12 protein-coding genes are annotated in these 13,491 nt (G+C 36.2%); 5 read left to right on the top strand and 7 right to left on the bottom strand.

What is annotated here, in order from left to right; translation table 11 throughout:
- Positions 1 to 50: 50 nt before the first annotated feature.
- Together HCO57_RS08285 and HCO57_RS08290 are read right to left on the bottom strand one after the other, a co-directional pair.
- Positions 51 to 2,525, bottom strand: a complete 2,475-nt coding sequence (locus HCO57_RS08285) for a ribonucleoside-diphosphate reductase subunit alpha (protein ID WP_167988632.1) — start codon at positions 2,523 to 2,525, stop codon at positions 51 to 53.
- 127 nt (positions 2,526 to 2,652) lie between these two features.
- Positions 2,653 to 3,636: a ribonucleotide-diphosphate reductase subunit beta gene (locus HCO57_RS08290; protein ID WP_136949156.1), complete on the bottom strand. Its 984-nt coding sequence runs from the start codon at positions 3,634 to 3,636 to the stop codon at positions 2,653 to 2,655.
- Positions 3,637 to 4,467: 831 nt separating this feature from the next.
- On the opposite strand from HCO57_RS08290, the gene HCO57_RS08295 reads away from it, so the two are divergent.
- Both HCO57_RS08295 and HCO57_RS08300 read left to right on the top strand, forming a co-directional pair.
- The gene (locus HCO57_RS08295; RefSeq protein ID WP_167988633.1) at positions 4,468 to 5,202 is read left to right on the top strand and encodes a LytR/AlgR family response regulator transcription factor; all 735 of its coding nucleotides are present in this window, start codon (positions 4,468 to 4,470) and stop codon (positions 5,200 to 5,202) included.
- Positions 5,203 to 5,209: 7 nt separating this feature from the next.
- Positions 5,210 to 7,180: a tetratricopeptide repeat protein gene (locus HCO57_RS08300; RefSeq protein ID WP_167988634.1), complete on the top strand. Its 1,971-nt coding sequence runs from the start codon at positions 5,210 to 5,212 to the stop codon at positions 7,178 to 7,180.
- On the opposite strand, the gene HCO57_RS08305 is transcribed toward HCO57_RS08300, so the two are convergent.
- Positions 7,170 to 7,742: a DUF3109 family protein gene (locus HCO57_RS08305; RefSeq protein ID WP_167988635.1), complete on the bottom strand. Its 573-nt coding sequence runs from the start codon at positions 7,740 to 7,742 to the stop codon at positions 7,170 to 7,172. The two genes, HCO57_RS08300 and HCO57_RS08305, sit on opposite strands and share 11 nt — an antisense overlap.
- Positions 7,743 to 7,833: 91 nt before the next feature.
- On the opposite strand from HCO57_RS08305, the gene HCO57_RS08310 reads away from it, so the two are divergent.
- Both HCO57_RS08310 and HCO57_RS08315 read left to right on the top strand, forming a co-directional pair.
- On the top strand, positions 7,834 to 8,412 hold the full coding sequence (locus HCO57_RS08310) for a MarC family protein (protein WP_136949152.1): 579 nt from the start codon (positions 7,834 to 7,836) through the stop codon (positions 8,410 to 8,412).
- 20 nt (positions 8,413 to 8,432) lie between these two features.
- The gene (locus HCO57_RS08315; protein ID WP_245167564.1) at positions 8,433 to 8,615 is read left to right on the top strand and encodes a hypothetical protein; all 183 of its coding nucleotides are present in this window, start codon (positions 8,433 to 8,435) and stop codon (positions 8,613 to 8,615) included.
- Between the two features lie 10 nt (positions 8,616 to 8,625).
- Here the strand turns inward: HCO57_RS08315 and HCO57_RS08320 are convergent, their stop codons facing one another.
- From HCO57_RS08320 to HCO57_RS08330, 3 genes are all read right to left on the bottom strand, one after another.
- Positions 8,626 to 10,251 carry a S41 family peptidase gene (locus HCO57_RS08320; RefSeq protein WP_167988636.1) on the bottom strand — a complete coding sequence of 542 codons (1,626 nt, stop codon included), beginning with the start codon at positions 10,249 to 10,251 and terminating at the stop codon, positions 8,626 to 8,628.
- A gap of 10 nt (positions 10,252 to 10,261) precedes the next feature.
- The gene (locus tag HCO57_RS08325; protein WP_136949149.1) at positions 10,262 to 10,699 is read right to left on the bottom strand and encodes a deoxycytidylate deaminase; all 438 of its coding nucleotides are present in this window, start codon (positions 10,697 to 10,699) and stop codon (positions 10,262 to 10,264) included.
- A gap of 64 nt (positions 10,700 to 10,763) precedes the next feature.
- On the bottom strand, positions 10,764 to 11,408 hold the full coding sequence (locus tag HCO57_RS08330; protein WP_317171134.1) for a HupE/UreJ family protein: 645 nt from the start codon (positions 11,406 to 11,408) through the stop codon (positions 10,764 to 10,766).
- Between the two features lie 184 nt (positions 11,409 to 11,592).
- Between HCO57_RS08330 and HCO57_RS08335 the strand changes: the two genes are divergently transcribed.
- Entirely contained in the window at positions 11,593 to 12,750 is a 1,158-nt protein-coding gene (locus tag HCO57_RS08335; RefSeq protein WP_167988637.1) for a PepSY-associated TM helix domain-containing protein, read from the top strand.
- Here the strand turns inward: HCO57_RS08335 and HCO57_RS08340 are convergent.
- Positions 12,747 to 13,484, bottom strand: a complete 738-nt coding sequence (locus HCO57_RS08340) for a TerB family tellurite resistance protein (RefSeq protein WP_167988638.1) — start codon at positions 13,482 to 13,484, stop codon at positions 12,747 to 12,749. The genes HCO57_RS08335 and HCO57_RS08340 overlap by 4 nt on opposite strands.
- Between the last annotated feature and the right edge of the window lie 7 nt (positions 13,485 to 13,491).

The following is a 13,491-nucleotide window of genomic DNA, read 5'->3' on the forward strand; positions in this document are numbered from 1 at the left end:
CTTTGGGCGTTTGTATTAAATAAACACTTTTATAATAGTATTCACTAATACTAAGAGCCGCACATAAGACAATCATCATCTGCTTGCCCTTCTTTAGCACGTGCAATGAGCTCTCTCATCTCTTCTGCAGACATAGGCTCTACTTCCACATCACTGGGATTACCAACCGCAGTTGCACTCACTTGCATTGTAGCTGCTACCTCTGGTTTAGGCACCTCTACTGCTGCTTCTACCGCTACAGGCTCTTCTTTCTTTTTAGAATTGTCTAAAGTAAATTTAATAGCATCTACAGCCGCTTTAGTACGCAAGTAGTACATGCCTGTTTTTAAACCACTCTTCCAAGCATAAAAGTGCATAGAAGTAAGCTTTGCGAAGTTGGCATTTTCCATGAACAAGTTTAAGGACTGACTTTGATCTATAAAGTATCCTCTTTGGCGACTCATATCAATAATATCCTTCATACTCAACTCCCACACCGTCTTGTACAACTCTCTAATTTCTGCAGGAATGCTTTCTATATGCTGTATAGAGCCATTAGCACGCATTAGCTCTTGTTTTAAACCTTCGTTCCACAAACCAAGGCTTACCAAATCTTCTAATAAATGCTTGTTCACAACTATAAATTCGCCAGACAAAACCCTTCTAGTATAGATGTTAGACGTATATGGCTCAAAACATTCATTATTACCTAAAATCTGAGAAGTTGAAGCAGTTGGCATTGGCGCTACCAACAAGGAGTTTCTAACACCATTTTTCTGCACCTCTTTACGAAGTTTAGCCCAATCCCATCTACCGGAAAGTTCTTCATCTTTAATACCCCAAAGGTTATGTTGAAATTCGCCCTGAGAAATTGGAGAACCTTCATAACTAGAATAAGGTCCTTCTTCTTTCGCCATTTCCATAGACGCGGTTACTGCTGCAAAGTAAAGTGTCTCAAAAATCTCTTGGTTCAGTTGTTTAGCTTCATCACTCGTAAATGGCATACGCAACATAATGAACGCATCTGCCAATCCTTGCACACCAAGACCTACTGGCCTGTGTCTCATGTTAGAGTTCTCTGCCTCTTTTACTGGATAATAGTTTCTATCAATTACTTTGTTAAGGTTTTTAGTGACACGTTTGGTAACTTTAAAAAGTTCTTTATGATCAAATTGACCATTCTTTACAAACATGGGTAACGCAATAGAGGCTAAGTTACATACAGCTACTTCATCTGGAGAGGTGTACTCCATGATTTCTGTACATAAGTTAGATGATCTAATGGTTCCCAAATTCTTCTGGTTACTCTTTCTATTTGCCGCGTCTTTATACAGCATGTAGGGTGTACCTGTTTCTATTTGCGACTCTAGGATTTTCTCCCAAAGTTCTCTTGCTTTTACCTTTTTTCTTCCTTTCCCCTCTGCCTCATATTTGTGATACAACGCTTCGAACTCATCGCCATGAATATTAAAAAGGTTTGGGCACTCATTAGGGCACATTAATGTCCATTCCGCATCTGCCTCTACGCGTTTCATAAACAAATCTGGAATCCACATGGCATAGAACAAATCGCGCGCACGCATTTCTTCTTTACCATGATTCTTTTTTAAATCCAGAAAATCAAAAATATCTGCGTGCCAAGGTTCTACGTAAATAGCAAAACTCCCTTTACGCTTGCCACCTCCTTGATCTACATAACGTGCAGTATCATTAAATACGCGTAGCATTGGCACAATACCGTTGGATGTTCCGTTGGTCCCTGCAATGTAAGAACCTGTTGCACGCACATTATGTATAGATAAACCTATACCACCTGCCGACTGAGAAATTTTAGCCGTTTGTTTAAGGGTGTCATAAATACCATCTATACTATCGTCCTTAGTAGCTAATAAGAAACAAGAAGACATCTGCGGCTTTGGGGTACCAGAATTAAATAAGGTTGGTGTTGCATGTGTAAAGTACTTTTTAGACATCAACTCGTACGTCTCTATAGCAGCATCCAGGTCATTAAGGTGTATCCCTACAGAAACACGCATTAACATGTGTTGTGGACGTTCTGCTATTTTGCCATTTAATTTTAAAAGATACGAACGCTCTAAGGTTTTAAACCCAAAATAATCGTACCCAAAATCACGATTGTAAATTATAGTAGAATCTAATTTGTCTGCGTTTGCCTGTACTACTTCGTACACCTCATCAGACAACAAAGGCGCTTTCTTACCTGTTCTAGGGTTTACATACTCGTACAAATCCTTCATCGTTTCTGAGAAAGATTTTTTAGTGTTTTTATGTAGGTTAGAAACAGAAATACGTGCAGCCAGTCTTGCATAATCTGGATGTGTAGTAGTCATAGTTGCAGCAATCTCTGCAGCTAAGTTATCTAGTTCTGATGTAGTTACCCCATCATATAAACCTTCTATAACACGCATGGCTACCTTTACAGGGTCTACAAGGCTATTAAGCCCGTAACACAACTTTCTAACTCTGGCCGTAATCTTATCAAACATTATCGGCTCTTTTCTCCCGTCTCTTTTTACTACGTACATCTTTCTAACGCTTTTAAATCTTAATAAATGGCAATACTATTATGAGGTTGTTAAAATTTTAACAACTCGTTTTGGGTTCTAAAAAACCCCTTGTAGATACCAAGGGGGTGGTATGTGTTATTGTTGACTAGAAATCAGCGTCAAAACTGATTTTCTGAGAATCGCTATCGTCTTTTTTAAGTACACCTGCTTTTTGATATTCAGAAACACGTTTCTCAAAGAAATTGGTTTTTCCTTGTAAAGAAATCATGTCCATAAAATCAAACGGATTAGTGGCGTTATACACCTTTTCGCACTCCATTTCTACAAGTAATCTATCCGTTACAAACTCTAAATATTGGGTCATTAACTTAGCATTCATCCCAATTAAGCTTACGGGCAAAGACTCTGTAATAAACTCTCGCTCAATATTTAACGCATCTACAATAATTTCTTTAATACGCTCCTTTGGCACTTTGTTAATCAAGTGCTTGTTATGTAAATGCACAGCAAAATCACAATGCATACCTTCATCTCTAGAGATTAATTCATTAGAGAAAGTTAAACCAGGCATTAATCCTCTTTTCTTTAACCAAAAAATAGAACAAAAGGCTCCCGAGAAAAAGATACCCTCAACCGCAGCAAACGCTATTAAACGTTCTGCAAAGCTGGGAGACTCTATCCATTTAAGGGCCCAATCTGCTTTCTTTTTAATTGCAGGAAAATTTTCTATAGCTTGGAAAAGCACATTTTTCTCCTTTTCATCCTTAACATAAGTATCTATCAAGAGCGAATAGGTTTCTGAATGAATATTTTCCATCATTATCTGAAAACCATAAAAGAATTTGGCCTCAGAATATTGCACTTCGTTCACAAAATTCTCCGCTAAATTTTCATTAACAATACCATCAGAAGCCGCAAAAAAGGCTAAAATATGTTTAATGAAATATCGCTCATCGTCATTGAGTTTTGTATTCCAATCTGTTAAATCTTGGTGTAAATCAATTTCTTCTGCAGTCCAAAAACAAGCTTCACACTTTTTGTACCATTCCCAGATATCATTATGTTGGATTGGGAAGATTACGAATCTATCTTTATTCTCTTGTAAAATGGGTTCAACAGCAGTAGACATATCTCTCTAATATTTTTAGAATGGGTTGTAAAAATTACCTGGCGGCAGGGACAAACAAAGATTGTAAAATACCATTGAATTCTAAAGGCTGTTGAAGCAATTAACATTACAAGTTTTTAACAGATCTTGTTGAAATGTAGGCTTAGCAGCGGAGTTTATTGAGCCGATCAAACTTAGAGCTGAAACCGCATTATTTTTACATTGTAAACGAAAACAAAAAAGACCAAAAAGTATAATCAAATTATATACTTTTTGGTCTTTATTTTATAGGATAACCTTACCACCAAACCGTACGGCCAATGCAATTATCAAAAGGATTAAAGCCTAGGTAGTTCCCCCGAAACCTAGCACCATCTCAATTGAAAAAGCATCAACTATTTTATCTATTCACATGCTTGCGCACATTGGCGGCCGTACGATGGTTGGTAATGTGATGAACATTTTACTTAGCCGCAATTAATGTCTCTTGTTTTGCTGGCATGTCTTTATCAGAAACCACAGCAAAGAAGAGCGAAATCAATAATACGATGAACATTAGTATACACTTTCTCATAATTAGTCCGTGTTTTTAGTCTAGCAATCTTGGATTAAAATTACCACTACAATGGTCCTGAATTGAGCCTATTTGTATAATTGGTATAGAAACCTGTACGAATGGAAACCGGTTTGTATGAATTCTGACAGATAAATTTTAACATTTACTGCATTAACAGGTTGTTTCTTACAGGATTACTCTAAAAGCAACCAACTATGCACAATAAACGACCAGAAATACAATCTTATGCGCAGAATTTAATCTAAGTCTTATTTTTACATTAAACACCTATAATCATGTTACAAGCTGTATTGGTAGATGATGAATCTAAAGCTCTAGAAAGTTTAACGTGGGAGTTAAACAACCTTAGTAATGAGGTTAATGTTATTGCGTCATTTACAGATGCACACGAAGCATTGGGCTATTTAGAGGATCACACACCAGATTGCTTGTTTTTAGATATTGAAATGCCCTTAATGGATGGTTTTCAGTTTATTAAAAGCCTAAAAAACAAAAATTTTCCTGTTGTGATAACCACCGCTTACAATCAATATGCTTTGAAAGCTCTGAAGAACGAAGCTATTGATTACCTACTCAAACCTATTGATACCGATGACCTTAACGATACGATTAAAAAGATTAAAAAGTTCAATAACAAAAATCAAACCGCAGAAAAATTAGAGCAGATTCTTTTGAACTTTAATGCTCGTTCTTTGGATAAAAAAATTACCATTAATACAGATGGCAAATTACTTTTTTTAGAAAGTGATGAAATTTTATATGCTGAGTCTGATGGTAACTACAGCACCATATACTTAGAAGATGGCCAAAAAATTGTATTAACAAAAAAGCTCAAGGAGGTAAATGCACTATTACCCGATACTTCTTTTTTTAGGATACATAATTCCTTTGTTGTTAATTTAGGAAAGATTAAAGAGTTTTTGAAAACAGATGGCTACGTCATCTTAAAATCCAATCACAAAATTCCTGTTTCTCGTCAAAAGAAATCAGATTTTTTAGATTTGCTCTAACAGAACTATGGCCCAAATCCGTTTACAGTATCTGCACCTACAACAAAGAATCCTCTTACTTGCCATGTTATGCTTCTGCATAGGTATACACTCTACTGCACAAGAAACTAAATTTAATGAGGCACCTTCAGCAGACAAAGCCATCTTAGCCTTATTAGCAAATAGACCAACTACCTACGAAGAAATAGATAGCAGTTTTGGATTTTTTAAGAGAGACACATTGCTCCTTTTAAAATTTAGAGATACCGCCCATGCTGAGAATTACCAAGATGGCAAAGTATATGCTTTAAACATGCTCGGTACTTATTTCAGAAATAAATCTGACTACAAAAAGGCCATTACCTACCATGAGGAGGCACTCGCCCTCTCTAAAGACATAAAAAACACAAGTCTCACCATCAATAGTTTAAATATGCTAGGAGTGGTGTACAGACGTATGGATGCTGTTAAAACTGCGCTAGACTACAACCAACGGGCATTAGAAATGGCAGATACCGTAAAAAACAAAACACATCACATATACCGAAGTATCAACATAAGTCTCAACTGCATAGGCAATATATACCAATCTCTGGAGCAGTATGATTTGGCTATTGATTATTTCCAGAGAGCCCTAAAATCTGAAGGCGATTTGGGAAACAAACTCGGTTTAGCCATCAACAATCAGAATATTGGCGATTGCTATGAATATAAAGGAGATTTAGAAACCGCTCTAGATTACAATAGGCGTTCCTTAGCCATTAATGATGAGATGGATAATACCTACGGTAGAATTATCTGCAAAAATAGCATTGCACAAATCTATCTTAAGCAGCAACAACCCAAAGCAGCTAAGGATCTATTAGAACAATTGGTGGAGCCCATAAAGAACATTGGCGACAAATTTATCTGGAGCAATGTAATGATTAATCTAGGGTGGGCCAATATGGAACTTGGAGCTATTAATGATGCAGAAAAATACATGCTAGACGGCCTTGGCATGGCCGTGGATAAAAACATTACAGGGCAGATTATTTATGGCAACAAGCTTTTATCTGAGTTGGAAACTAAACGTAAAAATTACGAGAAAGCACTAATCTATTTTAAAGAGGCAGAACGTATAGAGAGTGATGTTAAAAACGGACAAAATCTACGTTACATTAACGATTTAATCACCCGTTACGATGCTGAACGAAAAGCCAATGAAATTGCTGAACTTAATGCAGAAAACGAACTTATAAATCTACGTTTACGCAAGAACCAAACCACCATTTTAATTAGTACACTACTCGTAATATTGGTCATTACCATTTTATTAATAATGTATCGTAATCGCCAATCTAATTATGAAAAAAGGGTGATTGGTTTAGAACAAAATATGTTGCGTAGCCAAATGAATCCGCACTTTTTATTCAATTCCTTAAACAGTATAAAACTGTATATAATTAATAATGATAAAAAAAATGCAGTTCATTACCTCAATAAATTCTCCAAACTTGTCCGTAGAATATTAGATGGCTCTACCCTAAAAGAAACCACTCTTGCAGAGGAATTAGAAACCGTAGACCTCTATATAAACATAGAAAACATCCGCTTTTCTGAAGAGATAAGCTATGAGGTAATTATTAAAGACGATTTAAACCCAGAAAACATAAAAATTCCGTCACTGCTATTACAACCCTTCTTAGAAAATGCCATATGGCATGGACTCTCTTCTAAGGAGGGGTTCAAAAAAATTACAGTAACCGTAGAAAAACTCAATGACTACCACATCACTTTAAGCATTATGGACAATGGGGTGGGCCGCGCTAAATCACAAAAAATAAAAGAAAAACGTGTTATTAAACGTAAATCTGTTGGGATAGATATTACAAAAGAACGTTTGGCCAATTTTTCTAAGGATTACCAGCACGGATACAGTGTAAACATTATGGATTTATACGATGAAAAAAGTAACCCTTCTGGAACAAAGGTGGTATTAGAAATACCTATTTATTAAGATGCTGCTCTGCCACTTTCTCTAGTTCCGCATACCATGTAGTACCAAATTTCCGAATTAAAGCATCTTTTACAAATTTATATATTGGCACTTTAAGCTCCTCTCCCAACGCACAAGCTGGGTCACAAATAGTCCATTTGTGGTAATTTACAGCTGTAAATTCTGTGTAGTCTCTAGTTCTTACAGGATATAAATGGCAAGACACTGGTTTTTTCCAATCTATTTTGCCATCGTAATAAGCCTCCTCAATACCGCATTTAGCAATTCCATCATCAGAAAAAACGACATAAGCACATTCTTCCCCGTTTACCAATGGAGTTTCCCATTCACCATCCATTCCTTTAACAAAAACACCCTGCTCCGCAATTGCCTTTTTGCCTTCTTCTCGTAAATAAGGTGTAACAGCGGTATAAATTTGCTCCAAAATGGGCAATTCATCTTCCGTTAACGGTGCACCAGAAGAACCTTCAATACAACAAGCTCCCTTACACGCATTTAAATTACACACAAAATCGTTCTCCAAAATTTCCTCTGATATTAGTGTGCTGTCTATTTGAAACATAATGCTTATTTTGATGCTGTAAATTTAATAGGGTTTTAGCAAATACTTGGGAATAAATAACTGTAGATTTGCACCCTCAAAATTTAATGGGATGAATTTCAATTTTAAGGAGATAGCCACAGCGAGCATGGTTTTATTTGCGGTGATAGATATTTTAGGTAGTATCCCAATCATAATTTCTTTGCGCAAAAAGGTAGGTCATATACAATCAGAAAAAGCTGCAATTGTTGCAATTTGTATTATGATTGCTTTTTTGTTTGTTGGGGAAAGTATTTTAAACCTAATTGGTATAGATGTAAATTCTTTTGCGGTGGCAGGGGCTTTCATTATCTTTTTCTTAGCAATTGAAATGATTTTAGGTATTCCTCTTTTTAGAGATGATGAACCTAAAACCGCCTCTGTGGTACCCATTGCTTTTCCGTTAATTGCGGGAGCAGGAACTATGACTTCTTTATTATCTTTACGTGCAGAGTTTCACGTAGAAAACATCATCGTGGCCATTGTGGTAAATATGTTGTTTGTTTACTTAGTACTTAAATCTTCTAAACGCATAGAAAAAATGCTAGGTAAAAATGGTCTAGAAATAATTAGAAAAGTTTTCGGCGTTATTTTATTGGCCATTGCTGTAAAACTTTTTGCCACTAATATTAACGAATTGCTGAACCGATGAACAAGACTTTCTTAATTATAATGATACTAATTGCATTAGCATTGGCTATTTATAACGTTACCATGCTAGATTTTAATGCTCTTTTTAAAGGGGATAGCTTAATTGCTTGTATTGGTATTTTGGCTGCACTATCTGCCATTGTTTTATTGTTGATTTTAAATACCTCTAAGCGTATTGAGCAAAAGATAAAAGAGCAAAAATAACTTGACGTTCTTAGTCTACAACATCTTCCGTAACTGGCACTTCTTTTCGTTTTGCTGCTTCTTCTAAACTCAGCACTTTTTGAAGCATTATATCTTCTGTAGATTTTATTTTTGCTGCTAAGTTGGGTGAGTATAGTTGTTCTGCAATGTTTGCTTTTAGATACCTTTTAATCATCTGCTCATTAGCATAAAAATCCATCTTAATATTATTATTAAGCAAGTAATCTATAAATCTTTCAAAGATGATGTCATCCACACGATAATCTTCCATAAACTCTTTCTCTGGAAAATTATAAAATCTGCTACGGTCCAACTCTAGAAACCGAAAAGCAAAATCAGAAAAATACCCAGAGGCTTCCATACTTTGGATACGTTCATGGTCTAGTGTACCTATTGGCACAAACTCATCTGGTATAATCCCACCTCCGCCATAAACAACCTTTCCTTTTGGTGTGGTAAACTTTAATGAGTCTGCCACTTTTATACTATCCACAGAAATTAATTCACCACTCTGGTAACGGTCCATAAAGGTTTGGTAGTAATCTTTATGTCCTTTTGCATAGGGCTTTTGTATAGACCGCCCTGTTGGGGTGTAGTACCTAGAAACTGTTAAACGCACTGCAGAGCCATCGCCTAAATCCATTTCTCTTTGCACCAAGCCTTTGCCAAAAGAGCGCCTCCCTACTATTGTACCCAAATCATTGTCTTGCAGTGCTCCTGCTATAATTTCACTTGCAGATGCAGAACGCTCATTAATTAGTACGTAAACCTGTTTATTTTCAAAAGTGCCTTTATTAGTAGCAAAAACTTTGTTGACTTTTCCCTTTTTATTTTTTGTAAAAAGAATAAGCTGCCCATCCTCTAAAAACTCATCTGCCATTTTCTCTGCAATGCCCAAATAACCCCCAGGATTATCTCTTAAATCTAAAACGAGTTTACGAGCACCCTGCACCTGTAAGGCATACAAAGCTTCTTTAAACTCTTTAAATGTTGATTCCGCAAAGCGATTTATTTTTATGTATCCCAATTCTTTATTAAGCATGTATTGGGCCTCTACACTACGTATAGGCACCACACCCCTACGTATCTCTACTTTTAAGGTTTTGTTTTCTGTTTTACGATACACCAATAGCGATACTTTAGAACCTTCTTTCCCTTTAAGTTTGGCAACCAAATCATTATTGGGTATGCGTTTACCATACAGTGTATCACCATCTGCCAATAAAATTTTATCACCAGCTTTTAGTCCCTTTTTATAACTAGGGCCATCAATGATGGTACGGACTACAGTTATGGTATCTTTGACTCTGTTAAAACGAATGCCAATACCTACAAAATCACCCTTCATATTCTCGGCTACTGCTTCCATTTGGTCTTTTGGAATGTAGACGGAATGTGGGTCTAATTTGCCCAAAATATTATTTACCGTAACATCTACAATACTATCTGTATCAATCTCATCTACATACTCGTAGTCTATATAATCTATTAACCTATTGAGTTTATCTTTTTTGGAATTTGTAGTGAAAAGCTTTTCAGGAGAATCACCAAAATGAAGCTTACCACCAATAAAAATGCCTAATGCAAGAGCAAAGGCAAAAATGGTAGGTTTTAAGATGGATTTCATTCCTTTCATACACATACAATTATACTGGCTCTTCTACTACTGGCATATGCACGATTTCCACTCCTGCTTTTTCTAAAAATCGAAGTCCCGAATCGTCTTTATATGCATTCTGATACACAACACGTTTTATGCCAGATTGGTGTACCAACTTACTACACTCTTTACAGGGAGACAAGGTAATGTACAAGGTTGCTCCATCACAAGATTGCGTAGAGCCAGCCACTTTTAGAATTGCATTAGCTTCTGCATGGAGTACATACCACTTGGTATACCCTTCTTCATCTTCACATACATTTTCAAAACCGGTGGGTGTTCCATTGTATCCATCAGAAATTATCATCCGGTCTTTTACAATAATGGCTCCTACTTGTTTTCTTTTGCAATAAGATAACTTACCCCATTCTTGAGCCATTCTTAAATAGGCACGGTCGTACTTTTCCTGTTTAGAATCCTTCATTCTTCTAAAGATACCTGCTTTGTTATCGTCTACCAATGAATTCCGATAAAATTAACGAAACCTCTTACAAAGGAAACGTTTCTATCAACATCGGTATTGTAATTCCTAAAATGAGTATTGAACCAGCTAATACAAACCATTTACTGGCAAGGTTGAGCTTATGAACGAGTATGTAATATAGCATAAGTACAGAAAGTATAATCACTAATTGCGATACTTCTATCCCCGCAGCAAACCCCAATAGAGGAGTTATTTTATCTTCTGCTTCTGCCATCATCATATTAAAATAATTGGAGAAACCAAAACCATGTATCAATCCAAAAAAAGCTGTTGCCAAACCTGTAAAATACCAACCCGTATTTTGGGTTGTGTTATAGACACGGTAAACATTAAAAATTGCTGTAAAGGCAATTGTGACAGGAATTAAAAATTCTATCCAGCTGGCATCTACCCTTAAAATATCAAAAGCAGATAGCGCTAAACTGATACAATGGGCTATTGTAAAAATGGTTGCTAATAAAACTACCAAACGCCACTTTTTAAATCCGTATGGTATAGCTAGTGCACTTAAAAAAAGAATGTGGTCATAGGCAGCAAAATCAAGTACATGCGCTACTCCTAGCTGCAGATATAGGCCAAAATCGTTCATGAGCTGTTCTAAATTGATGCCTAAATGTAAGAAATTTAAAGGGTGGATAATGTTGGACATCCATCTACTTTAAATTTATTTAAAACAAATCTAAATAAAAATTGTATTTACCATTGCCAGCCGCTACATTTGCACAGTTATTTTAAACAAGTCTAAATAGCAAGACCAAAACAAAAGTTGTTGTATAAAACTTAAAACAATACAAACAACCAGGATTAAGACCAACCAGAATTATTTTACAAATATGGCGACCAAAAAGAACACTTACGGATTTAAACAATTGATAAATGATATTCACTTATGGTTAGGCCTTGTAAGTGGCATTATCATTTTTTTGGTATGTCTAAGTGGTACAATACTCACGTTTGAGAAAGAGATAGAAGTCTGGTTTAAAGAAGATTTGGCCGTAGTGCCTAGTGGAGCGCCATTATCTTTAAGTACGCTTACTCAAAATCCAAATTTAACTGCAAAGGGGCAATTGAATGCGGTAACCATTCCTACAGACCCTAAAGAGCCCTATATATTCTCTATAAAAGAAAATCCTAAACAACGCCGCGGTACTAACTACCAAATAAACCCATATACTGCTGCTCTTTTAGCTCCACAAAAAACCGCTATGGACGATTTTATGTTTAGTATGTTTAAACTACACCGCTGGCTGTTGCTCGATTCTAAAATTGGTAGACCCATAGTTGGTATAGCCACCATTATCTTTTTAATTCTTTCTCTAACAGGGATTGTTCTTTGGTTTCCAAACAAATTGAAATGGAAATATCTAAAAAACGGCTTTAAAATTAAGACCAATGCCAATTGGAAACGTGTAAATCATGATTTACATAATACCCTAGGGTTTTACGCTTGTTTGCTAATTTTAGTCATGGGTTTAACCGGACTATGCTGGTCTTTTGAAGGGTATAGAACAGGGCTTAGCGCAGTTTTAGGCACCAAGGTATTTAATAGAGGTGGTGGTCCAGAATTTGATGCTGCCAAAGTGGCTAAAGACCAAGAAATATCTTTAGAAGAAGCTTTGGAATTGAGCCAGACACACTTAAATTATCAAGGAGTAGTACAAATTAGTTTGCCAAATAAAAAGAATCCTACCTATACCATACGTAAAATAGCAGACCAAAGCTGGGTGACTACAGCGTATGATAATCTTATTTTGGGACTAGACGGAACCGTATTGGCTAAGGAGTTGTATGCAGACAAGCCTTTTAATGTAAAAATAGCCTCTGCCATTAAACCTATACACACTGGGGAGATTTATGGCACGTTTAGTAAAATCTTGTATTTTCTGGCGTGTTTAATAGGTACAAGTTTGCCAATCACAGGCACCATAATTTATATTAATAAACTAAAGAAAAAAAAAGCCAAAAGACGAGTGGCCCAAGCTATAGCTTAAGATAATCCTCTTTCTTGTTGAATGGTTTCATAAGCTTTTTGCACTTGCTTAAACTTTTCTTCGGCTCCCTTTTTTATAGCCTCATCTTCCGTTACTACACGGTCTGGGTGGTATTTTTTAGCCATTGTTCTATATGCCTTTTTTACCTCATCATCACTGGCAGCTTTAGAGATTTCAAGAATTTTATAGGCATTGTCTGCGTCTTTAACAAACATAGCTTTTATACTCTCAAAATCGTAATTACCAATTCTTAAATAGGTGGCAATTTGTTTAAGCTTGTTAATTTCAGCAGTACTGGGCTGCCCATCAGATTGTGCTATTCCAAATAAAAAATGAACCAATTGCAAACGTACTTCATGTCGAGTACGTTGATTAAGGTACGTGCAGATACGCTCCGCAGAAACTTCTCGTTTTTTAATGACCTCATTAAAGGTTTTAAAAATGGCATTTGCTTTTTCTTTTCCGTAGGTGCTTATAAAATACTGCCGAACATAATCTAACTCTCGCTGGCTTACTTGTCCGTCTGCTTTAATCACAATAGAACATAAAGAGAGTAGGTGCAACTCAAAATCTGCAGGAGAAACCGTTTGTTTTTTATAGTTCTTGTAAACGGTACTTGCACTAGCTCCGCTAGTCTTTAGGTTATCTAAAAAACTACCGACGATGAATCCAAGAATAGCACCTGGCAACCGTAAAAACACATAGCCCAAAATGGCTGCACCCCATTTAATCATACCGTAA

Source organism: Croceivirga sp. JEA036, assembly GCF_011882165.1.
In the GTDB taxonomy this organism is placed as follows: domain Bacteria; phylum Bacteroidota; class Bacteroidia; order Flavobacteriales; family Flavobacteriaceae; genus Croceivirga.

Bases quoted from the DNA above. Each gene is read 5' to 3' on its own strand.
- HCO57_RS08285 (WP_167988632.1), bottom strand. From the start codon at position 2,525: ATGTACGTAGTAAAAAGAGACGGGAGAAAAGAGCCGATAATGTTTGAT.
- HCO57_RS08290 (WP_136949156.1), bottom strand. From the start codon at position 3,636: ATGTCTACTGCTGTTGAACCCATTTTACAAGAGAATAAAGATAGATTC.
- HCO57_RS08295 (WP_167988633.1), top strand. From the start codon at position 4,468: ATGTTACAAGCTGTATTGGTAGATGATGAATCTAAAGCTCTAGAAAGT.
- HCO57_RS08300 (WP_167988634.1), top strand. From the start codon at position 5,210: ATGGCCCAAATCCGTTTACAGTATCTGCACCTACAACAAAGAATCCTC.
- HCO57_RS08305 (WP_167988635.1), bottom strand. From the start codon at position 7,742: ATGTTTCAAATAGACAGCACACTAATATCAGAGGAAATTTTGGAGAAC.
- HCO57_RS08310 (WP_136949152.1), top strand. From the start codon at position 7,834: ATGAATTTCAATTTTAAGGAGATAGCCACAGCGAGCATGGTTTTATTT.
- HCO57_RS08315 (WP_245167564.1), top strand. From the start codon at position 8,433: ATGATACTAATTGCATTAGCATTGGCTATTTATAACGTTACCATGCTA.
- HCO57_RS08320 (WP_167988636.1), bottom strand. From the start codon at position 10,251: ATGAAAGGAATGAAATCCATCTTAAAACCTACCATTTTTGCCTTTGCT.
- HCO57_RS08325 (WP_136949149.1), bottom strand. From the start codon at position 10,699: ATGAAGGATTCTAAACAGGAAAAGTACGACCGTGCCTATTTAAGAATG.
- HCO57_RS08330 (WP_317171134.1), bottom strand. From the start codon at position 11,408: ATGTCCAACATTATCCACCCTTTAAATTTCTTACATTTAGGCATCAAT.
- HCO57_RS08335 (WP_167988637.1), top strand. From the start codon at position 11,593: ATGGCGACCAAAAAGAACACTTACGGATTTAAACAATTGATAAATGAT.
- HCO57_RS08340 (WP_167988638.1), bottom strand. From the start codon at position 13,484: ATGATTAAATGGGGTGCAGCCATTTTGGGCTATGTGTTTTTACGGTTG.